This window comes from Embleya sp. NPDC020630 (assembly GCF_044334985.1).
GTDB lineage: Bacteria > Actinomycetota > Actinomycetes > Streptomycetales > Streptomycetaceae > Embleya.
Map to the genome: position 1 here is coordinate 536143 of NZ_JBIRUB010000004.1, position 21617 is coordinate 557759.

18 protein-coding genes are annotated in these 21617 nt (G+C 72.7%); 4 read left to right on the forward strand and 14 right to left on the reverse strand.

The genetic code is table 11. From position 1 onward, the window contains the following. Positions 1 to 19: 19 nt before the first annotated feature. The gene (locus tag ACH4XV_RS18405; protein ID WP_395790954.1) at positions 20 to 1147 is read right to left on the reverse strand and encodes an aminopeptidase P family protein; all 1128 of its coding nucleotides are present in this window, start codon (positions 1145 to 1147) and stop codon (positions 20 to 22) included. A gap of 220 nt (positions 1148 to 1367) precedes the next feature. Here ACH4XV_RS18405 and ACH4XV_RS18410 point away from each other — a divergent pair, with 220 nt between their 5' ends. Then, entirely contained in the window at positions 1368 to 3308 is a 1941-nt protein-coding gene (locus tag ACH4XV_RS18410; protein ID WP_395790956.1) for a trypsin-like peptidase domain-containing protein, read from the forward strand. Between the two features lie 76 nt (positions 3309 to 3384). On the opposite strand, the gene aroQ is transcribed toward ACH4XV_RS18410, so the two are convergent. The 12 genes from aroQ to rpsD all read right to left on the reverse strand — a co-directional run bounded on the left by aroQ (position 3385) and on the right by rpsD (position 14678). Continuing rightward, positions 3385 to 3828, reverse strand: coding sequence for a type II 3-dehydroquinate dehydratase (aroQ, locus tag ACH4XV_RS18415; RefSeq protein WP_078974412.1), 444 nt, complete (start codon positions 3826 to 3828; stop codon positions 3385 to 3387). Next, entirely contained in the window at positions 3825 to 4919 is a 1095-nt protein-coding gene (gene aroB / locus ACH4XV_RS18420; protein ID WP_395790958.1) for a 3-dehydroquinate synthase, read from the reverse strand. The genes aroQ and aroB overlap by 4 nt, the downstream gene beginning before the upstream one ends. Beyond that, positions 4916 to 5542, reverse strand: a complete 627-nt coding sequence (locus ACH4XV_RS18425) for a shikimate kinase (protein ID WP_395790960.1) — start codon at positions 5540 to 5542, stop codon at positions 4916 to 4918. The genes aroB and ACH4XV_RS18425 overlap by 4 nt, the downstream gene beginning before the upstream one ends. Positions 5543 to 5546: 4 nt before the next feature. After that, positions 5547 to 6731, reverse strand: a complete 1185-nt coding sequence (gene aroC / locus ACH4XV_RS18430; RefSeq protein WP_380010196.1) for a chorismate synthase — start codon at positions 6729 to 6731, stop codon at positions 5547 to 5549. Positions 6732 to 6916: 185 nt separating this feature from the next. Beyond that, on the reverse strand, positions 6917 to 7651 hold the full coding sequence (locus tag ACH4XV_RS18435; RefSeq protein WP_395790962.1) for a prepilin peptidase: 735 nt from the start codon (positions 7649 to 7651) through the stop codon (positions 6917 to 6919). Positions 7652 to 7784: 133 nt separating this feature from the next. Then, complete coding sequence (locus ACH4XV_RS18440; protein WP_395790964.1) at positions 7785 to 8630, reverse strand: shikimate dehydrogenase; 846 nt, start codon at positions 8628 to 8630, stop codon at positions 7785 to 7787. Further along, entirely contained in the window at positions 8627 to 9787 is a 1161-nt protein-coding gene (gene mltG / locus ACH4XV_RS18445) for an endolytic transglycosylase MltG (protein WP_395790966.1), read from the reverse strand. Before mltG ends, ACH4XV_RS18440 begins: the two co-directional genes overlap by 4 nt. Further along, entirely contained in the window at positions 9784 to 10281 is a 498-nt protein-coding gene (ruvX, locus tag ACH4XV_RS18450) for a Holliday junction resolvase RuvX (protein WP_395790968.1), read from the reverse strand. Before ruvX ends, mltG begins: the two co-directional genes overlap by 4 nt. 133 nt (positions 10282 to 10414) lie before the next feature. After that, the gene (gene alaS, locus ACH4XV_RS18455) at positions 10415 to 13084 is read right to left on the reverse strand and encodes an alanine--tRNA ligase (protein WP_395790970.1); all 2670 of its coding nucleotides are present in this window, start codon (positions 13082 to 13084) and stop codon (positions 10415 to 10417) included. After that, entirely contained in the window at positions 13084 to 13443 is a 360-nt protein-coding gene (locus ACH4XV_RS18460; RefSeq protein WP_395790972.1) for a DUF6167 family protein, read from the reverse strand. Before ACH4XV_RS18460 ends, alaS begins: the two co-directional genes overlap by 1 nt. 3 nt (positions 13444 to 13446) lie before the next feature. Continuing rightward, complete coding sequence (locus ACH4XV_RS18465) at positions 13447 to 13881, reverse strand: DUF948 domain-containing protein (RefSeq protein ID WP_126643356.1); 435 nt, start codon at positions 13879 to 13881, stop codon at positions 13447 to 13449. 185 nt (positions 13882 to 14066) lie between these two features. Next, positions 14067 to 14678, reverse strand: a complete 612-nt coding sequence (rpsD, locus tag ACH4XV_RS18470) for a 30S ribosomal protein S4 (protein WP_380010218.1) — start codon at positions 14676 to 14678, stop codon at positions 14067 to 14069. A 233-nt stretch (positions 14679 to 14911) separates the two neighbouring features. Between rpsD and ACH4XV_RS18475 the strand changes: the two genes are divergently transcribed. The 3 genes from ACH4XV_RS18475 (at position 14912) to ACH4XV_RS18485 (ending at position 18404) form a co-directional block, all read left to right on the forward strand. Further along, entirely contained in the window at positions 14912 to 15685 is a 774-nt protein-coding gene (locus tag ACH4XV_RS18475) for a DUF2470 domain-containing protein (RefSeq protein WP_395790974.1), read from the forward strand. Positions 15686 to 16000: 315 nt separating this feature from the next. Continuing rightward, positions 16001 to 17500: a threonine/serine exporter ThrE family protein gene (locus tag ACH4XV_RS18480; RefSeq protein WP_395790976.1), complete on the forward strand. Its 1500-nt coding sequence runs from the start codon at positions 16001 to 16003 to the stop codon at positions 17498 to 17500. Between the two features lie 166 nt (positions 17501 to 17666). Next, positions 17667 to 18404 (forward strand): alpha/beta hydrolase, encoded by a 738-nt coding sequence (locus tag ACH4XV_RS18485; RefSeq protein WP_395790978.1) that lies wholly within the window; start codon positions 17667 to 17669, stop codon positions 18402 to 18404. A gap of 19 nt (positions 18405 to 18423) precedes the next feature. On the opposite strand, the gene ACH4XV_RS18490 is transcribed toward ACH4XV_RS18485, so the two are convergent. After that, positions 18424 to 21000 carry an ABC transporter permease gene (locus ACH4XV_RS18490; protein WP_395790980.1) on the reverse strand — a complete coding sequence of 859 codons (2577 nt, stop codon included), beginning with the start codon at positions 20998 to 21000 and terminating at the stop codon, positions 18424 to 18426. Positions 21001 to 21617 lie beyond the last annotated feature (617 nt).

Consider the following 21617-nt stretch of genomic DNA (forward strand, 5'->3'; position numbering starts at 1 on the left):
GGCGGCGGGCGCCGGCCCGCTACAGGACGAGCAATTCCTTGGTCGTGATGGTGAGTAGCTCGGGCCCGCCGTCTTCGAGCGGACGAACCACAAGGGTGTCCTCGATGCGGACACCGCCGCGACCCGGGAGATAGATCCCCGGTTCGACGGTGACCGGCATGCAAGCGTCCAGCTTACCGGTCGCGGTCGGACCCAGATGCGGGTCCTCGTGGATCTCCAGGCCGACGCCGTGTCCGAGGCCGTGTCCGAAGAAATCCAGGAAGCCGGCCTGCGCGATCACATCGCGCGCGGCCTTGTCCACCGCGACCGCCTCGACCCCCGGCACCAACGCCTCGCGGCCCGCCTTCTGGGCGGCGAAGACCACACTGTAGATCTCCTGCTGCCATGCCGCGGGCTCGGTGCCGATCACGAACGTGCGGGTCATGTCGCCGTGGTAGCCGCGGTAGCGCGCGCCGAAGTCGATCTTGAGGAAGTCGCCGTCCTCGACCCGGCGGTCCCCGGGGTCGTGGTGCGGAATCGCCGAGTTCGGACCGGTGGCCACCACCGTGGGGAAGGCCACCGCGTCGGCGCCGTGGTCGGCCATGCGCCGTTCCAGCTCCATCGCGATGTGCCGCTCGGTCCGGCCGACCAGGATCGACTCGATCATCTCGCCCAGCGCCCGGTCGCCGATCTCACAGGCGATCCGCAGCGCGGCGATCTCCTCGGGATCCTTGATCCGACGCAGGTCCTCGACCACCCGGCCCAGGTTGACCAGCTCCCCGGCGGCGCTCTCCTCGGCGAGCACCCGACCCAGCTCGCGGTACAGCTCGACCGTGACGTGCTGCTCCTCGATGGCCAAGCGGACCGCGCCGGAGCGGGCGGCGCGGGTGGTCAGCGCCTGCGCGCAGGCCCGCTCGACCAGCAGTTCGACGCCCGGTGACTCCTCGGCCGCCTGGGTCGCGTAGCGGCTGTCGGTGCACAACACCGCGCCCGGGCCGCTCCCCTCGCCCGGTGCGCCCGGTGTGTACACGAGCAGCGCGGCGTTGGAGCCGGTGAACCCCGTCAGGTATCGCACGTTGACGAGGTTGGTGATCAGGGCGACGTCGGCGCCGGCACCGGCCAGGCGGGAACGCAGTCGATCACGGCGTCGATCATGGGCCTCGGGCATGGGAACAGCGTAGTCCCGTGAGGTGGGGGTAGCCCGGTGTGACTCGGCGGGACTGCATCCTTCGGGCTCGGGTCGACGTCCCGCGGGCGCGGACCAGCGCAATCGCCCGATATCCGGACAGCGGCCCGGGCCCGGTTCTACCCTTCCTGCGAGGGGGTGGGCTTCTGTGGAAATCAGCGGAAATGACGGAACTGCCACATCTGCGGCGGATGAGCGGTTGGTGAGTCGACTGCGCGCCGCCTCGGCGCGCTACGCGGCGGCCGAGGCGGACCGGACCACGATCGAGCGGCGGCGCGCCGACGGTCGGCGATTCCCCGACGACGACCACCGGCTGCAACTACGCGCGGCCCGGCTGGTGGAGCAGCACGAGGTGCCCGGGCAGGTGCTGCTGGCCACGTCGCCGCAGGAGAGCGGGCCCGGGCTCGCCGAGCGCATCATCGGCGCCACCAACGATCTGCAGAGCCTGAACTTCCTCGCCCGCGGCATGCGCGCCGCCGCGTGCGTCGCGCGGATCTGGTACGCCACGGGCGGGCCGGTGCAACCGCAGGCGACCGGCTTCCTGGTCTCGCCGCGCCTGCTACTGACCAACCATCACGTCTTTCCCGACGCGGCGACCGCGCGCGGCGCGTTCGCCGAGTTCGGCGCGGAGATGGGCATCGACAACGACCTGCCCTTGCACACCACCCGCTTCACGCCGGACCCGGACACGCTGTTCCTGACCGACGAGGATCTGGACTTCGCCCTGGTGGCGCTGCGTCCGGGCGGCGACGGGCGGCCGGCCGGGCAGGTCTTCGGGCATCTGTGGCTGCTCGCGGCCGAGGGCAAGCTGGTGATCGGCGATCCGGTGAACGTGATCGGGCACCCGGACGGGCGGCTCAAGGAGATCGCCATCCGGCAGAACCGCTTCACCCAGCGCTTCGACGACTTCATTCAGTACGAGACCGACACCGAGCCGGGCAACTCCGGCTCGCCGGTGTTCAACGACCAGTGGGAGGCGGTCGCGCTGCATCACAGCGGGGTGCCCGCGCACGACGCGTCCGGGGCCGTGCTGAACCTGCACGATCAGCCGTGGCGGCCCGAGCAGGGGCAGGCCGAGATCAAGTGGATCGCCAACGAGGGGGTGCGGATCAGTGTGATCCTGGCCCGCCTCGCGGCGCTGACCACGAGTGACGCGCAGCGGGCGCTGCTCGCCGAGCTGGGTCCCGGCTCGGGCCTGGGCTCGGCACCGGCGCTGCTGTCCACGGTGCCCGCTCCCCGGCCGCCGATCGAGGTCACCGAGGCGGTTCCGGTCGCCGGGGCGACGGGGCGGCCGGAGGCGTTCGGGGGCCGGCTGCGTCTGGTGTTCGTCCACGGGCGCAGTCAGCAGGGGCGCGATCCGGACGAGTTGCGGCGCGGCTGGGCGGCGGGGCTCAACAGCGGTCTGACCCTGGCGGGGCTGGCGACCATCGATCCGGCCGACGTGTGGTTCCCCTATTACGGCGACCGGCTCGTGCAGGTGATGGAGTCGGCGCTGCCGGGCGAGGCGCCGCTGTCCGCGTCGGCGCAGGAGTTGTACGACCGGCTGCTCGACGAGGCCGCGCGGCGGGCGGGCATGCCTCCTCCGGAGGCGGCGGAGCCTGCGACCGAGAGCATCTGGGACCACGTGGTGCGCACCACGCGTGAGCCGCTGGGCTGGATCGCCGCGCACACCGGGGTGGACCGGCTGGTGATCAAGGCCGCGTTCAAGGACGTCGCCGCCTATCTGGATCAGGACGACACGCGCACGGCCGTGCTCGACCAGGTGCTGGCCGGGATGCCCGCGGACGGTCCGGTGGTGCTGGTCGCGCACAGCCTGGGCACGGTGGTGGCGATGGATCTGCTGACCCGGCTGGGGCCGGCGGTGCCGGTGGCCGGGTTGATCACCGTGGGCAGCCCGTTGGGGATGGACACCGTCTATTCGCGGCTGCGGATCGGCGGGCCGCATCTGCCGCCGATCGCGGGGCCGTGGTTCAACGCGTGGTGCCCGACCGATCCGGTCGCGATCGGGTGTCCGCTGGCGGACGACTGGAGTGGGCTGGTCGCGGAGTGCGCGGTGGCCAATCCGCTCGATCGTGCGCACGACATCGGCGCGTATCTGGGGCACCCGGAGGTGGCGACGGCGATCGGGCGGTTGCTCGGGTGAGGTCCGCGCGGGCGCGGCGCGGCGGCCCTGCCCGGGGTGTCACCCATGTGGGTGGCACCCCGGCCGGGAGCGGTGCTCAGCCGTCGAGTTCCTCGGCGAGCGCGCGCAGCGCCAGGCGGTAGGAGCCGAGGCCGAAGCCGGCGATCGTGCCGCTGGCGACCGCGGCGACCACGCTGGTGTGCCGGAAGCTCTCGCGCGCGTACGGGTTGGAGATGTGCACCTCGATGAACGGCGCGGTGCGCTGGGCGACCGCGTCGCGCAGCCCGTAGGAGTAGTGGGTGAACGCGCCGGGGTTCATCACCACCGGGATGCGGCCGTCGGCGGCCTCGTGCATCCAGCGGATGATCTCGCCCTCGTCGTTGGTCTCGCGGACCTCGACGGCGAAGTCGAGCTCCGCGCCGAGGCGTTCGCACTCGGCGACCAGGCCCTGGTACGAGGTCGCGCCGTAGACGTCCGGCTCGCGGCTGCCCAGCCGGCCGAGGTTGGGGCCGTTCAGGACCAGCACCCGGCGCGCGCTCACGCCGATACCTCGGCGTAGGCGGCGACCAGGAGCGTCGGGTCGGGGGCCTCCAGGACGACCGGCTTGGCCAGGCCGTCCAGGACGATGAAGCGCAGCATGTCGCCGCGCGACTTCTTGTCCACGCGCATGGTCTCCAGGAGCCGGGGCCACGCGTCGCCGCGGTAGGTCAGCGGCAGTCCGACCGCGGCCAGCACGGTGCGGTGCCGGTCGGCGGTGGCGTCGTCGAGGCGACCGGCGAGCCGGCCCAGCTCCGCGGCGTAGACCATGCCGACGCTGACGGCCGCGCCGTGCCGCCACTTGTATCGCTCGGCCTTCTCGATCGCGTGCGCGAGGGTGTGGCCGTAGTTCAGGATCTCCCGGCGGCCGGACTCCTTGAGGTCGCCGGAGACCACGTCGGCCTTGACCCGGATGGCCCGGGTGATCAGCTCGGCGGTGTCCTTGCCGAGCGGGTCGCGGGCCGCCTCGGGGTCGGCCTCGATCAGGTCCAGGATCACCGGGTCGGCGATGAATCCGGCCTTGATCACCTCGGCCAGGCCGCTGACGTAGTCGTTGCGCGGCAGCGACTCCAGCGTGGCCAGGTCGGCGAGCACGCCGGCGGGCGGGTGGAACGCGCCGACCAGGTTCTTGCCCTCGGCGGTGTTGATCCCGGTCTTGCCGCCGACGGCCGCGTCGACCATGCCGAGCAGCGTGGTGGGCATCGCGATCCAGCGCACGCCGCGCAGCCAGCTCGCCGCGACGAAGCCCGCCAGGTCGGTGGTGGCGCCGCCGCCGATGCCGACGATCACGTCGGAGCGGGTGAAGCCGGTCTGGCCGAGCACCGACCAGCAGTAGGCCGCGACCGCGACGTCCTTGGCGTCCTCGGCGTTGGGCACCTGGATGGCGATCGCCTCGTAGCCCTGCGCGGCCAAGTCCTCGCGGACCGCCTCGCCGGTGGCGGCCAGCGCCTCCGGGTGCAGGATCGCCACCCGGCGGGCGGAGGTGCCGATCAGCGCGGCGAGTTCGCCGAGCAGGCCGGTGCCCACGAGCACGTCGTAGGGCTCCGAGGTGCCGCCGACACGGATCCGGACGGGTTCGGCGGGGATGCCGCTCATCGCTTCACGTCTTTCTCGGGCGTGGTGGGCTCGGGTCGGGCCCGGTGGGATGCGGTCTCGAGGGTGCGCCCGATCTCGGCGGCCACGTCCTCGGGAGTGCGGCCGGCGGTGTTCACCGTGACCGCGGCGACCTCGGTGTACAGGGGGCGGCGCGCGGCCATCAGCTCGCGCCAGCGGGCCCTGGGGTTGCCCATCAGCAGCGGGCGCGGCGCGTCGAGGCCGACCCGCTTGACCGCGTCGGCCAGGTCGACGTCGAGAAAGACAACGTGGTGGCCCGCCAGGAGGTCGCGGGTGGCCGGGTCCAGGATCGCGCCGCCGCCGAGGGCGAGTACGCCGGGGTGGCCGGCCAGCGCGTCGGCGACCGCCCGGTGTTCGAGCGCGCGAAAGTGCGGCTCGCCCTCGTCGACGAAGATGTCCGGGATCGGCTTGCCCGCCCGCGCCTCGACGTCGGCGTCGGTGTCGCGAAAGCCCACCCCGTGCGCCTCGGCGAGCAGCAGACCCACCGTCGTCTTGCCCGCGCCGGGCGGACCGACCAGGACCACCAGTGGGCGCTCGCCCCGGTCCCGGCCGTGCGTGGTGTTCACGCCGTCGGCGATGTCCCCGGCGTCCCCGATGTCTGCCATGGCGCTACCGAATCTCCAGCGCGTCCAGGTAGCCGCGCACGTTGCGGGCGGTCTCGTCGACCGAGTCGCCGCCGAACTTCTCGGTGACCAGGTCGGCCAGCACGAGGGCCACCATGGCCTCGGCCACGATGCCCGACGCGGGCACGGCCGCGACGTCGGAGCGCTGGTGGTGGGCCTGGGCCGGCTCGCCGGTGCGCACGTCGAAGGTGGCCAGGGCGCGGGGCACGGTGGCGATCGGCTTCATCGCCGCACGCACGCGCAGCACCTCGCCGGTGGACATGCCGCCCTCCACGCCGCCGGAGCGGTGCGAGGTGCGGCGCGCGCCGTCGGCAGTGTTGACGATCTCGTCGTGCGCCTTCGAGCCGCGCACCCGGGCCAGTTCGAAGCCGTCGCCGAGTTCGACGCCCTTGATCGCCTGGATGCCCATCAGCGCGCCCGCGAGGCGCGAGTCGAGCCGGCGGTCCCAGTGCACGTGGCTGCCCAGGCCCGGGGGCAGTCCGTAGGCGAGCACCTCGACCACGCCGCCGAGCGTGTCGCCGGCCTTTTGCGCGTCGTCCACCTCGGTGACCATCGCGGCCGACGCCTCGGGGTCGAAGCAGCGCACCGGATCGGCGTCCAGGCGGGCGGTGTCGTCGGGGCCGGGGAACACGCCGGCGGGCGCCTTGGCCGCGCCGAACTCGACCACGTGGCTGACGATCCGGATGCCGGCGACGCGCTCCAGGAACGCCTTGGCGACCGCGCCGAGCGCGACCCGGGCGGCGGTCTCGCGGGCACTGGCCCGCTCCAGGATCGGCCGGGCCTCGTCGAAGCCGTACTTCTGCATGCCCGCCAGGTCGGCGTGGCCGGGGCGGGGGCGGGTCAGCGCGGCGTTGCGGGCCTGCGCGGCCAGCACCTCCGGGTCCACGGGGTCGGCCGACATGACCGTCTCCCACTTGGGCCACTCGGTGTTGCCGACCATGATCGCGACCGGGCCGCCCTGGGTGAGGCCGTGCCGGACGCCGCCGAGGAAGGTGACCTCGTCGCGCTCGAACTTCATCCGCGCGCCGCGCCCGTAGCCCAGTCGGCGGCGCGCGAGCGCGTCGGCGACCAGGTCGGTCGTGACGGGCACGCCGGCGGGCAGCCCCTCCAGGGTGGCCACGAGTGCGGGGCCGTGCGACTCCCCGGCGGTCAGCCAGCGTAGGTTGCCCACGAATGCTCCTTCTTGCGCGTCACGCGTGCCTGCTCCGGACGGCGGCACGAAGGCCCGGCACGATGCATCGAGCACCACCGGACAGGATCCGCCCGGCGAATCTCCACCCGAATCCTTTCATGCCGGAGGCGGGCCCCCATCCCCGCGTCCATCTTCCGGACAGCGCCGCATCGTCCGGCGCCGTCTCACCAGGCGAGATGCAATCGGGACAACTCGGCGCCGCACAACACGCCGCCGAGCGCGCCGAGCAGCAGCCAGGGGCCGAACGGCAGCCGGCTGTCCCGGCGGGCGCGGCCCACGAGTATCAGCGCCCCGGCGGTCAGCCCCGCGAGCAGCACGGCCAGGAACGCGCCGGTGACCAGCACGCCCCAGCCGAGCCAGGTCAGATGTATGCCGAGCACGCCGGCGAGCTTGACGTCGCCCATGCCCAGGGCACCGCGGAAGAGCGCGGCCAGGCACAGGTGGTAGCCGGCCAGCGTGACGCCGCCGAGCAGGGCTCTTCGGTAGGCGGTGAAGTCGCCCAGGGCCAGCGACTCCATGCCGAGCAGGGTCAGGCCGGTGGCCAGGGTGACCAGCAGCACCGGGTCGGGCAGCCGCAGGGCACGCACGTCGACCACGGCGAGGGTGACCCCCGCGACGGCGAGCACCAAGAACGCGAGCAGGTCGAGTCCGGGCCCCAGACGCCAGGCGAGCAGGGCGCAGACGAGCCCGGTCAGCGCCGCGAGCGGCAACGCGCCGAACCGCCCGCTCGCGGCCGACACGGGCTCGACGGGCAGGGCCGGCGGGCGACCGGGCGGGGCGATGCCGCCGACCGAACCGGAGCCGGGGCTTCGGGCGAGCAGGAGATGGATGGGACGGGGCAGCCCGAGCCCGGCAACAAAGCCGAGCAACGCGCACAGGAGAGTGAGTCCGAGGAACACGCCTGCGACGATACGCAGGATCGTACGCCGGTCACGTTCCGTCGTCCCCAACCCCGGTCGGACGATCACACCACATCCGAAACCTGGGGACAACGCGTCGCCACGCCCACCCGAGCGCGGCTCGCTGCGTCCGTCAGCCCCGGCCCACCAGGGCCGCCTCGCCGGCTGTGCGCATCGCGGTGAGGGGGCCCGGGTGGCCCGTCATCAGTTCGACCTGGAGGACCGCCTGGTGTACGAGCAGGTCCAGGCCGCCCACCACGGTGCCGCCCGCGTGTCCCCACGCGCCCGCGAGCGCGGTGGGCCACGGGTCGTAGAGCACGTCGAAGAGCACGCCGGGATCGGCCGGCACCTCGATCGCGAGATGGTCGACCGCGCCCTTGGGCGTCGTCGCCACCACCAGCGGCGCGGCCAGCGCCTCGGCGGCCTCCGTCCACGGGCGCACGGTCACCGCGACGCCGAGCCGTTCGCCGGCCGCGTACATCTCGCGCTCCCGCTCCGCACCCCGCACGTACACCCGCACCGGCCCGTCCGTGACCTCCCGCAACGCGGCAAGCGCCGAGGTCGCGGTGGCACCCGCGCCCAGCACCGCCGCCGACCCGACCCGCTCCACGCCGCGCTCGCGCAACGCAGCGACCAGGCCCGGCACATCGGTGTTCTCGCCCACCCGACGGCCGTCGGCGGTGCACACCACGGTGTTCACCGCGTCCACGTCCCGCGCGACCGCGCCGATCTCGTCGAGCAGCGGCCGGATCGCCCGCTTGAGCGGCATGGTCAGCGAGAGCCCGGCCCAGGACGCGTCCAACTCGGCGACGAAGCCCGGCAGAGCCGCCTCGTCGATCTCGAACGCGCCGTAGGACCAGTGGGTCAGACCCAGTTCGGCGTACGCGGCCCGATGCAGGACCGGGGACAACGAGTGCCGGATCGGCGAACCGAGCACGGCGGCGCGGCGCGGGGGCAGGGGTGGGGTCGAGGGCGTCACGAGGTCGGGTGTTCCTTGATCCACTTCGCCAGCTCGGCCTTGAAGTCCTGGAACTCGGAGTCCTTGTCGGTGAACTTGGTCGTGCCCACGATCGGGTCGACGGTGACGAAGTAGAGGTACTTGCCCGCCGGCGGCGCCAGCGCCGCGTCGATCGCGGCTTTGCTCGGGCTGCCGATCGGCCCGGGCGGCAGACCCTTCTTCACCCGCGTGTTGTAGGGGTTGCTCGCGTCGTTGAGTTCCTTGTTGGTGAGCTGGATGTTGCTCTTGCCGAGGTAGTAGTTGACCGTCGAGTCCAGACCCAGCGACATGTTCTTGCCGAGCCGGTTGTAGATCACCTGGGCGACCTTGCCCTTGTCGTCGGTGGTCTTGCCCTCGGCCTCGACCAGGCTGGCGATGATGATCACGTCGTACGGCTTCTTGCCCATCGCCTGCGCCTTCGCGGCCAGACCTTCCTTGTCGTACTCCTTCACCGCCCGAGCCACCATGTCCTTGAGCACCACCAGCGGGTCCATTCCGGGCGCGGCGATGTACGAGGCGGGGAACAGGAAGCCCTCGATATTGCCGCCGGCGTAGTCCGGCAGTCCGAGCGAGGGATCCTTCGCGGCGGCCTCGACCTTCTCCTTCGGCACCTTGAGCGTCTTCGCCAGGGACTCGAAGACCTGTGCGGAGCGCATGCCGGGCCGCAGGATGAAGTCCTGCTTGTTCTTCGGGTTCACCAGGATCTCGAAGGCCGACTTCGCGGACATGTGCTTGGCCATCGTGTACGCGCCGGGCTGGATCTTGGACGCGCGCTGGTCCTTGTCCTCCCGGGCGACCTTGGTGAACGCCTCGACGCTCTTGGTGACCCCGACCCGCTTGAGTTCGTTGGCCATCTGCGGGGTGGCCCACCCCGGCTTGATCTCGACCACGAGCGAACCGGAACCGTTGCCGCTGTAGTCCGGCGGAGGGCCGAAACGGTCCTTCAGGAAACCGTAGGCCCAGTAACCGCCGCCGCCGAGGATGGCGAGCACGACCACAAGGGCCAGGGAGACCGCACAACCGCTGCGGTTCTTCTTCTTGCGGCCTCGACCGCCGCGCCGCCCGCCGCGCGAACCGTCGTCCTTGCCCCGTCGCCGACTGCGCGGCTCCGACTCCATGCGCAGTCCGAGATCGCTCATGCCGTGGGCCTTTCAGAGTCGGAGACGGACCCGGCCGGAGTGGGAGGCACGGCCTGGCCCGGAGGACGTCCGGAACCTCGCTCGGTGTCGAGCGCGTTTTGCAGGATCACGATCGCGGCCGCCTGGTCGACGACCCCGCGGGCCTTCTTCGCCTTGACGCCGGAGGCCTGGAGCCCTCGGGTCGCGGTGACGGTGGTCAGCCGCTCGTCGACCATGCGCACCTCGATCGCCGGGTCGAGCCCGGCCACGAGTCGGCCGGCGAACAGCCGTGCCTTGGCCGCGGCCGCGCCCTCCTTGCCGGAGAGCGAACGCGGCAGCCCGACCACGACCTCGATCGCCTCGTACTCGGCGACGATCTCCAGGACCCGGGCCACGTCGCGCCGCCCGGCGGGCACGGTCTCCACCGGGGTGGCGATCAGTCCGTGCGGGTCGCTGGCCGCGACGCCGATGCGAACGTCTCCCACGTCGACCGCAATTCGTACTCCGCGTCTCAAGGTCGGTTCTCCGTCACAGACTCTGCGTCACTGACTATTCGGGCATGACGCCCCGGCATGCAAGTCCCCCGGGGGTGCGGGAGTCCGGTTCCAGACTTCCACACCCACCGGGGGAACGAGGGTAGGGGACGACTCAGGATGTACGTTCGGCGACTGTCCGGGTGACCGCGGCCAGCGCGTCGGCCACCTTCGTCGGGTCCGAACCGCCGCCCTGGGCCACGTCGTCCTTGCCGCCGCCGCCTCCGCCGAGGGTCTGCGCCGCGACACGAACCAGCTCGCCGGCCTTGACGCCACGCTCGCGCGCGCCGTCGTTGGCGGCGACCACGACCATCGGCTTGCCGTTCACGACCGACACGACCGCGACCGCGGCCGGGCGGGTCGCGAGCCGGCCGCGTACATCCAGCGCCAGCTTGCGCAGGTCGTCGGGCGTGGTGCCGTCGGGCAGCCGGCCGACGGCCAGCGCCACGCCGTGCACGTCCTGCGCGCCGTCGACCAGACCGGCCGCGGCCTGGAGCACCTGGGCACCGCGCAGCGCGGCGATCTCCTTCTCCGCGTCGCGCAGCTTGGCCATGATCGAGGCGACCCGCTCGGGCAGTTCCTCCGGCCGGCCCTTCACCACGTCGGTGAGCTGGTTGACGATGGTGTGCTCGCGCGCCAGGAACTTGTACGCGTCGGCGCCCACCAGCGCCTCGACCCGGCGCACACCGGCGCCGATCGAGGACTCGCCGAGCAGCTTGACCAGGCCCAGCTGCGCGGTGTTGTGCACGTGCGTGCCGCCGCACAGCTCCTTGGAGTAGTCCCCCATGGTGACCACGCGGACCCGGTCGCCGTACTTCTCGCCGAACATCATCACGGCGCCCTGCTTCTTCGCCTCGTCCATCGACATCACCTCGGCGGTGACGTCGAGGTTGCGCGCGAGCACCTCGTTGATCTTCTGCTCGACGTCAGTGAGCACGCTGCCCGGCACCGCGCCCGGCGCGCCGAAGTCGAAGCGGAAGCGGCCCGGCGCGTTCTCCGAGCCGGCCTGCGCCGCGGTGGGGCCGAGCGCGTCGCGCAGCGCCTGGTGGGTCAGGTGCGTGGCGCTGTGCGCGCGGGCGATGGCGTTGCGCCGGTCGGTGTCGATCTGCGCCAGCGCCTTGGCGCCGACCACGACCTCGCCGACCTGGACCCGGCCGCGGTGCACGGTGACGCCGGCGACGGGGGTCTGTACGTCGCGGACCTCGACCACGGCGCCGGTCTCGAGCCGGATGCGGCCGGTGTCGGCGAGCTGGCCGCCACCCTCGGCGTAGAAGGGGGTGTGGTCGAGCACGACCTCGACCTCGTCGCCCTCCTGCGCGGCGGGCGCGGGCACGCCGTCGACGAGCAGGCCGACCACGGTCACCTCGTTGGCGGTGTCCAGGTAGCCGGTGAACACGGTGCCGCCCGCCGAGTCCGCGACCTCGCGGTATACGGACAGGTCGGCGAGGCCCTGCTTGCGCGCCTGCGCGTCCTTCTTGGCCCGCTGCCGCTGCTCGTTCATCAGCCGGCGGAAGCCGTCCTCATCGACCGCCAGGCCCTGTTCGGCGGCGATCTCCAGGGTCAGGTCGATCGGGAAGCCCTCGGTGTCATGCAGCAGGAACGCCACCTCGCCGGGGAGCACGCGCGAGCCGGCGCTCTTCGCCTTGACGATCGACTCGTCGAGCAGCGCGGTGCCCTCCTGGAGCCGGGCCAGGAAGCGCTTCTCCTCCGCCACCGAGACCGCGTCGATGCGCTCGGCGTCCTCGACCAGGTTCGGGTACTGCGGGCCCATCGCCTTGATCGTGGTCTCGACCAGGTCGTGCAGCGTGGCGCCCTCGGCGCCCATCAGCCGCATGTTGCGGATCGCCCGGCGCATCATCCGGCGCAGCACGTAGCCGCGGCCCTCGTTGCCCGGCACCACGCCGTCGCCGATCAGCATCACGGCGGTGCGCACGTGGTCGGCCACCACGCGCAGCGACACGTCGGTGGTGTGGTCCTGCCCGTAGACCTTGCCGGTGAGTTCGGCGGCGCGGTCCAGGATCATCCGCGAGGTGTCGATCTCGTACAGGTTGTCGACGCCCTGGAGGATGCACGCCAGGCGCTCCAGGCCGAGCCCGGTGTCGATGTTCTTCGCGGGCAGGTCGCCCAGGATCGGGTAGTCGTCCTTGCCGGTCCCGGCGCCGCGCTCGAACTGCATGAAGACCAGGTTCCAGATCTCCAGGTAGCGCTCGCCGTTGACCGCCGGGCCGCCTTCCTCGCCGTACGCGGGGCCGCGGTCGTAGTTGATCTCCGAGCAGGGGCCGCACGGTCCCGGCACGCCCATCGACCAGAAGTTCTCCGACTTGCCCAGGCGTTGGATGCGCTCGGGGGGCACGCCGATGACGTCGCGCCAGATGCGTTCGGCCTCGTCGTCGTCGAGGTAGACGGTGATCCACAACTTCTCCGGGTCGAGCCCGTAGCCGCCGTCGGCGACCGAGTTGGTCAGCAGCTCCCAGGCGAGCGCGATCGCGCCCTCCTTGAAGTAGTCGCCGAACGAGAAGTTGCCGCACATCTGGAAGAACGAGCCGTGCCGGGTGGTCTTGCCGACCTCCTCGATGTCCAGCGTGCGCACACACTTCTGCACGCTGGTGGCCCGCTTGAAGCTCGGCTTGACCTCGCCCAGGAAGTAGGGCTTGAACGGCACCATGCCGGCGTTCACCAGGAGCAGCGTGGGGTCGTCCGCGACCAGCGACGCCGACGGGACGACGGTGTGTCCGCGTTCTTCGAAAAAGCGCAGCCAGCGCTTGCGGATCTCTGCCGACTCCATCAGGTGCCGTCCCTTCGGTCGTACCGTGCCTTGCCTTCGTACAGCTCGCGCGGGTCGTAGTGGTCCCGCCCGTCGTGCCGGTGCTCGTGCGGCTCGCGCGCCCCGGGCAGTATCCGCCGGCTCGGGGCGGGCGGCAGGGCCGCGGCGGCGACGTCGGCGCCGATCGCCCGGTACAACTCCTGCTCGCGCTCCGCCATGCCCGCGCGGACCTCGTCCGCGAAGTACTTGATCGCCTCGCCGATGCCCGTGACATTGTCGGCGACGCCCTCGGGCGTGTACTTGTACGCCTTGTCCTTGACCTTGCGCGCGGCCCAGACGCCGGCGCCGGCGCCGACCGCGATCCAGAACAGTCTCGCCATCGGTCAGCCCCTCCCGCGCATGCTGCGCTGTCGCGCGACCTTCTGCGCCTTCGCCGCGGTACGCACCCGGCGGCTGAGCTCGGCGCGCTGCTGCGCGGACAGCGCGCGGCGCACACCGTAGCTGAACGCGGCGGTCTTCACGAGTGGCCCGCCGAGCGTGGCGGCGACCGTGGAGGACAGCGCGGTGGCGTTCGTGGTCATGGTCTGCACGTTGCCCGCGATCTGGTCGACGCGACCCATCTGGGCGTTGGTCGCCCGGACCGTCTCGGTGACCTCGTCGAGCAGCGGGACCGCCCGGTCCGCCACCCCTGCGACCAGGGTCGTGGCCTCCTTGAGCACCTTCGCCAGCTTCACCAGAGCCACCGCGAGAAAGGCGACCAGGATCGCCCAGAAAACGGCGATGATCATCAGCGCGACTTCGCCACCCGACACCGTCATGCGCTCCTTGATGAGTGGGATCAGTCGAGGCGGCGGATACGCGTCGCCCACCTCGGAAAACCCGACCCTACCGCGACCGCGCGGGTCCCCTCGTCCGAGGAAACCCGCGCGGTGGGCGTGGCGTGTGTGGCGACCCGGCGTCGTATGCGGATCGACCTTCGGTGTCGGTTTGTCGACGTCGTCGATCAGCGGGAGTAGTACTCCACGACCAACTGCTCGTCGCAGATCACCGGGACCTCGCGGCGCTGCGGGAGGCGGTCGAGGCGGGCCATCAGCTTGTCGAGGCGGGCCTCGATGTAGCGCGGGGTCTCGGCGGCGGCGAAACCGCCGGCCTGGACCACCTGGAACAGCGGCTTGGCGCGGCTGCGCTCGCGCACGGCGACCACGTCGTCGGGCTTGAGGCGGTAGGAGGGCTTGTCCACCTTGCCGCCGTTGACCTCGATGTGGCCGTGGGTGACCATCTGCCGCGCCTGGTAGACGGTGCGCGCGAAACCGGCCCGGAGCACGAAGGCGTCCAGGCGGCGCTCGAGGTCGACCACCAGCTCGTCGCCCGTCTTGCCGGCGTGCTTGTTGGCGCGGTCGAACGCGGCCCGCATCTGGACCTCGGAGATGTCGTACTGGAAGCGCAGGCGCTGCTTCTCCATCAGCCGGGTCTTGTAGTCGGAGGTCTGCTTGCGACCGCGGCCGTGCTCGCCCGGCGGGTAGGGCCGGTTCTCCAGGTACTTGGCGGCCTTGGGGGTGAGCGCCACGCCGAGCGCGCGGCTGCGGCGGATCTTGGGGCGCGTCTGGTTGGTCAAGGTCGGGTCCTCCGTGCGGGGCCGTTCGGGCGGTTCGGGTGGTCGGGGCGATGCGGGTGTGGCCGGTCCGGTCCCGGGTCGAGGCGCCGGGCCGGGGCGGTGGGCCGCCGGTCGGGCCGTCTTGCCAAGATCGGGGTACTTAGGTAAGCCTAACCTTAACGAAGACGCGGCCGGTAGCCCACTCGGGGGTCGCAAACGAGCGCCGTACCTGAGCGCCACACCTGGAGGACGCCATGTCTGTTCCCACCGAGGCCAACGCCGGGCGCACCGATGTCTCTTCCCGGCGGCCGCGCACCGCGGAGCGGGCCCGCACCCTGGCCGCCCACGCCGGGTCGGCCACCCTGGACCTGCCCGGCGACCGGGAGGAGCATGTGATCCCCGCCGCACGGGCCGTCGAGGCCGACGGCTCGCTGCTGCTGCTCGTCCCGAGCGAAACCGCCGCGGTGGTGCTGACGTCCCGGGACGACGTGGCCGCCGTGCTGCACCTGGTCGACGTCGCGCCGGTGGCCGTACCGCACCGGGTCCGCGCGCACTGCTGGATCGCGGGCTGGCTGAGCATCCCCACCGGCCCCGACGCCGAACGGGCCGCCGCGCTGTTGGCCGAGGCGGCCCCCGACCCCACCGCGTCCGAGCGCGCCGGGACGGTCGCGCGGCTGGAGGTCGGCGAGGTGCTGGTCGACGACCTGTGGGGCACCGGACACGTCGAGCCCGACGACTACGCCGACGCCGCGCCCGACCCGCTGGCCGGACACGAGGCCGAACTGCTCCAGCACCTGGCCGCGGCACACGGCGACGACCTGTGCCGGCTGGCGAACGTGGCGGGCGCGCCGGCCTGCGCGGACCGGGTGGCGCCGGTGTCGCTGGACCGACACGGCATCCGGCTGCGCACCGGCGGCCCGGACCGCACCTGTGACGTGCGCTTCGAATTCGAGCACCCGGTGGCCGACCCGACGGAGTTGGGGGGTGCGCTGCGCCGGCTGCTGCATGGGGTGCATGGGGAGGGCTGAGGCTTTCGGCCGCTTCGGGGCGGGCGGGCGTGGGAGCGGTCGTCCGGCTCGCGCGTCTCGCGCGAGGTGATTCGGTTCGGGGGTTCGTCCGCCGACGCCGCCGGCCCGTGGCCTCGCATGATGCGGCGCCCGCCGGGCAGTCTCCTCCTCCGTGATCGACTGTGCCGAGCCGGGGCTCCGGTCGGGAACCGGCTAACGTTTCCGGTCGCGGCACCGGGTGGCGATCCACCCGGACGGATCGCCCCGGCGGACCGGTCGACGGTGCCGCCGGCGCGGGCCGGATCGCGGCGGCAACGGCGGAAGGGACGACACGGGGTGTCGGAGCAGCACTCGCGACACGAACCGGAGGGATCGGCGGACGAGGTCGGCCGCGCCCATCCGGGCCCTCGCGCGCCCTGGGAGCCGGAGCGGCCGGCGACGCCGCGATCCGGCGCCAGCCCGTGGCAGGACCGGCTGCGCACCCAGCTGCGGTTCAGCGGGCACACCGCGAGCATCCCGATCGTGCCCGCCCCGGAAAAGCCCGAAGCCGGCCCCTCGGTCCCGCGCGTGCTCGATCTCGCGCTGCGCACCGGCGAGTTGCTGCTGGCCAGCGGCGAGGGCGGGGAGGACGTCGAGGCGGCGATGCTCGGCATCACCGACGCGTACGGCCTGGAACGCTGCCAGCCCAATGTGACCTTTGTCGCGATCACCCTGTCCTACCAGCCCTCGCTGGTCGAAGCACCGGTCACGGGCGAGCGGGTCGTGCGCCGCCGCGCCGTCGACTACACCCGGCTCGACGAGGCACACCAGCTGGTCGAGGCGATCACCCGGTCCGAGTTGACCCTGGAGGAGGCGTACCACCGCCTCGCCGACATCCGCCGCAACCGACACCCCTACCCGCGCCCGCTGTTGCTGCTGTCCGCGGGGCTGATCGCGGCCTTCGCGAGCGTGATGGTCGGCGGTGGACCGATCGTGGCCGTCGCGGCCTGCGTCGCGGCGCTGATCGGCGAGCGGTTGGCGCAGCTGCTCGCCGAGCGCGGCGTCCCGGAGTTCTACCAGTTCGTGCTCGCCTCGATGCCGGCCGCCGCGATCACGGTGGTGATGATCAAACTCGGTGCGGGGATCAACCCGTACGCCGTGGTCACCGGCGGGCTGTTCGCGTTGCTGCCGGGGCGGGCCCTGGTGGCCGCCGTACAGGACGGACTGACCGGCTTCTACATCACCGCCGCGGCCCGGTTGCTGGAGGTCTTCTACCTGATCGTCGGCATCATCGTGGGCATCTCGATCGTGCTGTACATCGGCGACCAGGTGGGCGTGAAGTTCACCGTCGAGGGGACGTTCAACCCCAACGGCAACCCCCGCATCGTGCAACTCCTCGCGGCGGGCGGGGTGTCGCTGACCTTCGCGGTGCTGGTCCAGGTGCGCCGGGTGCTGCTGCCGATGGCGGCGGCGGGCGGCGCGGTCGGCTGGGCGGTGTTCCAGGTGCTGCGCGAGGCGGGCGCCGCACCGGTCCTGGCCACGGCGGTGGCCACCGGGCTGCTGGGGCTGCTCGGGCAGTTGCTCGCCCGGTGGGGCGGGACGTCGGCACTGCCGTACGTGATCCCGGCGATCGGCCCGATGTTGCCGGGCAGCGCGATGTATCAGGGCATGCTCGGCCTGGCCCTCGGCCACACGGACAGCGGCTGGCGCAGCCTGGTGAACGCGGCGTCCCTGGCCCTGGCGCTCGCGGCGGGCGTCAACGTCGGCTCCGAGGCGGCCCGCTTCGTCCTGCCTTCCCCGCCGCCGCGCACGGGCCGCGAGATGCGCCCGGCATCGAAGCGCACCCGGGGCTTCTGAACGACGGAGGCGGCGGGGGTGCGGGCGGCCGCGACCGTGTCCGTGTCCGCGGGAACGACCCGGGTGGTGGGGGCGTTCGGGTTTTGGGGCTGTGGTCGTGGAGGCCCCGTTTCGACGCCAGTGGGCCCGGGTGCCGGGGCCACGCCGACAGCATGGAGGGCTCCGCATGCCGGACGCGCACGCATCCACCGGGCCGTTCGCCGCGCTGCGCAGGTGGTCGCCGCCGCGCGACACGCCCGTGCGCGCGGTCGTCCTGGTCCTGCCCGGTGGCCGCGCGCACGGCCGGCAACCCGCCTCCACCCGCAACCTGGCCTATCGACGCATGGTGCCGATAGCCCGCTCCGTACACCGCGCGACCCACGCGGCAGGCGCCGAGACCTGGCTGCTGCGCTACCGGGTGCGCGGCTGGAACGAACCCGATCGCGACCCGGTCCAGGACGCGTGGTGGGCCCTCGACGGCATCCGTACCCGATACCCCGACGCCGAGGTCACCCTCGTCGGCCACTCGATGGGCGGCCGCACCGCGTTGCGGGTGGCCGGCCACGAGAGCGTGCGTACGATCTGCGCGCTGGCACCCTGGATCGAGGACGACGAACCGTACGCACAACTCGCCGGCCGGGACCTGGTCGTCGTACACGGCACGGCCGACCACACCACGAGCCCGAAGGCCTCGCACCGCTACGCGCTGGCCGCTCGCGAGGTCTCCGACCGCGTCTGCCGATTCGAACTCCCCGACGGCCACGCGATGATGCGCCGCGCACCGGCCTGGACCGAACTGGTCCGCCGCACCGTGGTGGGCGCGGTCACCGGCCGCCTGGACCCCGAGATCGCCCGCGCCATGCAAACGCCGGCCCCGGACGGCCTCCGCGCCCCCGCCATCGGCGCGATCGGCGCGAGCAGCTAGGACCTGGCTCCAGGCCCCGTCATTCGGCGCCGATAGCGGTCAGGATGTCGGTGCGGGCCGCGGTGCGGGCCGGCCAGACGGCTGCGACGACGCCCACGACGACCCCCAGGGCGAGGAATCCGGCGACGCCGGCCCAGGGCACGACCAGGACCAGATTCGGCAACTTGTCGCGCAGCGTGCCCAGGATCCCCCAGGCCAGGAACGTCCCGACCAGCAGACCGAGCACCGCACCGAACACCGAGATGACCGTCGACTCGACCCGGACCATCGTGCGCACCCGAGAGCGGTCCAGTCCGATCGCGCGCAACATGCCGATCTCGCGGCGGCGTTCGAACACCGACATGGCCAGGGTGTTGATCACCCCGAGCACCGCGATCAGCACCGCCATGGCCAGCAGCCCGTACATGATGTTGAGCAGCAGGTCGACCGTGCGACTGAAGGACTTCCGGATGGCCGCACGATCCTCCACCTGCACGAGCGGGTTGTCGCCGATCGCACGCTCGATCGCCCGCGTGGTCGCGGCGCTGCCGCCGCCCTCGACGCGCACCATGATCGAACGGATGTCGCGGTCGACCGTGTGCCGCTCCAGCAGCGCGGCCGGCACCGTCACCTTCGTCAACTGTTCGAGGTCGCCCTGGATGCCGCCGACCTTGACGGTGCCCCGGGCGCCGTCGGGGTAGCCGATCGGGATCACCGAGCCGACGCCCCATCCCCGCCGCTTGGCGATGTCCGCGCTGATCAGGATCTCGCCGCGGCGCAGCGCGTCGGCGGCGGCGGTACGGCTGCCGGTCTCGGGCGCGGCGAGGCCGTCGAAGTCGATCAGGTGCTCGATGCCCTTGGGGTCCACTCCGATCACCGCCGCCTCGTGGCCGTCCAGCAGCACCGAGTCCCGGATCAGCGGCGAGATCGCGGTGATCCCGGGCACGCGGGCGACGGCGGCCGGCACGCCGGTGTCGAGCGAGGCGCCGTTGACCGTGCCGATCCGGTAGTCCGCGGCGATCTCGGCGATCGCCCGTTCCTCGACGGCCTGCCGGATCGACGCGCCGAGCATGGTCAGGCCCGCGATCAGGGACAGGCCGATGGTCAGCGCGGACGCGGTGGCGGCGGTACGTCGGGGATTGCGTACCGCGTTGCGCCGGGCCAGCCGACCGGCCACGCCGAACACACGATCCAGCAGCGGCGCGCCCACGGCGATGGCGGGGCGGGCCAGCGACGGGGTGAGTACGAGGACGCCGATCAACAGCAGGAACGCACCGAGCGCGACCGGGATCCGGCCGCTGTCGCCGGCCGCCGAGCGCCCGTACACGGTGAGCGCCGCACCGACCGCCGTCACCAGCGCCCCCAGCGCACCGCGGCCGCGCTGTCCGCCGCGGCCGGCCGGTCGCTCCACCACGTTCAGCGCGGCGACCGGGGGGATGCGGGACGCCCGCCGAGCGGGCAACCACGCGGCGAGGAGGGTGACCGCACCGCCGACGAGCAACGCGACCGCGATCGTATGGCCCTCCACGACCAGCGGGCCGGCGGGCAGATGTGCGCCGAACCGCTCCAGCAGCGCCCGGAGCGCACCGGCGAGCGCGATGCCGGTGGCGAAGCCGAGCAGGGAGGCGATCACGGCGACGGCCGCGGCCTCGAACAGCACGATCCGGGTGACCTGTCCGCTGCGGGCGCCGACCGCGCGCAACAGGGCCAGTTCGCGGGTACGTTGGGCGACCAGCATGGTGAAGGTGTTGGCGATGATGAAGGTCGCTACGAACAGCGCGATGCCGGCGAACGCGAGCAGCGCGATCGTCATCTGCCGGGTGCCGGCCTCGATCATGTCCACCTGCTCGCGCGCGAGCGTACGTCCGGAGGCGACCCGCAGATTGTCCGCGTCCGGCACCACCCGCCGGGCCGCGGCGCGCAACGTCGCCTCGCTCGTACCGGGAACAGGGACCAGGTCGATCTCGGCGTAGCGCCCCGGCTCGAGCAGCAGCCGCTGTGCGGTCGCGGTCTCGAACAACACGAGCGAACCACCCGACGACACGCGCGGATCGTCGGTGGTGAACACCCCGGTCAGCCGGGCCGCGATCATCGGCCCGCCGAGCGCGACGCGCACGGTGTCGCCGACCCGGAAGCCGCCCTTGTCCGCGGTCCGCACGTCGAGCGCGATTTCGGCGGCGGCGGCCGGTCCGCGCCCGGACCGCATCGGAAAGCGGGGATCGGTGCCGTCACCGAGCGGCACGAAGTTCGTCCCGATCGTCGTCCACCCCGACCCGAGCAGGTCACCGTCCCGGTCCACCACGCCGGTGAACCCCTCCAGCACACCACGCGCCCGCGCGACACCGGGCAGCGCGCGCAGCCGGGCGAGGGTGTCGTCGGTGAGCGTGGGCTCGGGCCGACCGTGCGCGCGCGAGCCGGTGCGGTCGACGTTGTCGTCCAGGACGGCGACGGACACGTCCGCGAAGCTCTTGGAGGCGGTGTTCTTGAAGGCCCGCCCCAGGGTGTCCGACAGAACGAGCGTGCCCACGACGAACGCCACACCGAGCAACACCGCGACGGCGGTCATCGCCAATCTGGTCCGGTGTGCAACGACATTGCGCAGCGCGAAACGAAACACGGGCAACTCCAGGAGGACCGAGCACGAACAGCGGAATCCCGCTCATCCTCACCCGCCCCCACCAGCACGGACGTCCCCCACGGGTAGCCCTTCGCACCCCCGGATCCATCCCCCTGAAGCCCGACCCGACCCCCACAAGACGGACCCCACGCACCACCTGCACGCACGTCCCGAACGCAGGCCCCGACGCCGGTACGGAGCCACCGAAGCGGCAAACGCGAGGCGACCGGCACGACGCGCGGTCGCGTAGGCCCGAAGCGGGCCGCCGCACACCGGTGTCCCACGACAGCCCGCACGCAGTCCGGGCCGACCGCGTGCGCCGGCACGGGCCTTCTCCACGAGGTCCGCACCATCCGGGACGCCCCACCCGGAGTCACTCACCTCGCAACCACCTCCACCACACCGACCACCCGACGCGCATCGCCCCACGCGTATGGGGTGCTCGCGGTTCGGTCCAAAGGCACCCGCGAAGGCGCACGCCCACCGTCGCGGACGCGGACGCGGGGCGGCGCGGACGCGAGCGCGGGGCGGCGCGGACGCGAGCGCGGGGCGGCGCGGACGCGAGCGCGGGGCGGCGCGGACGCGAGCGCGGGGCGGCGCGGACGCGAGCGCGGGGC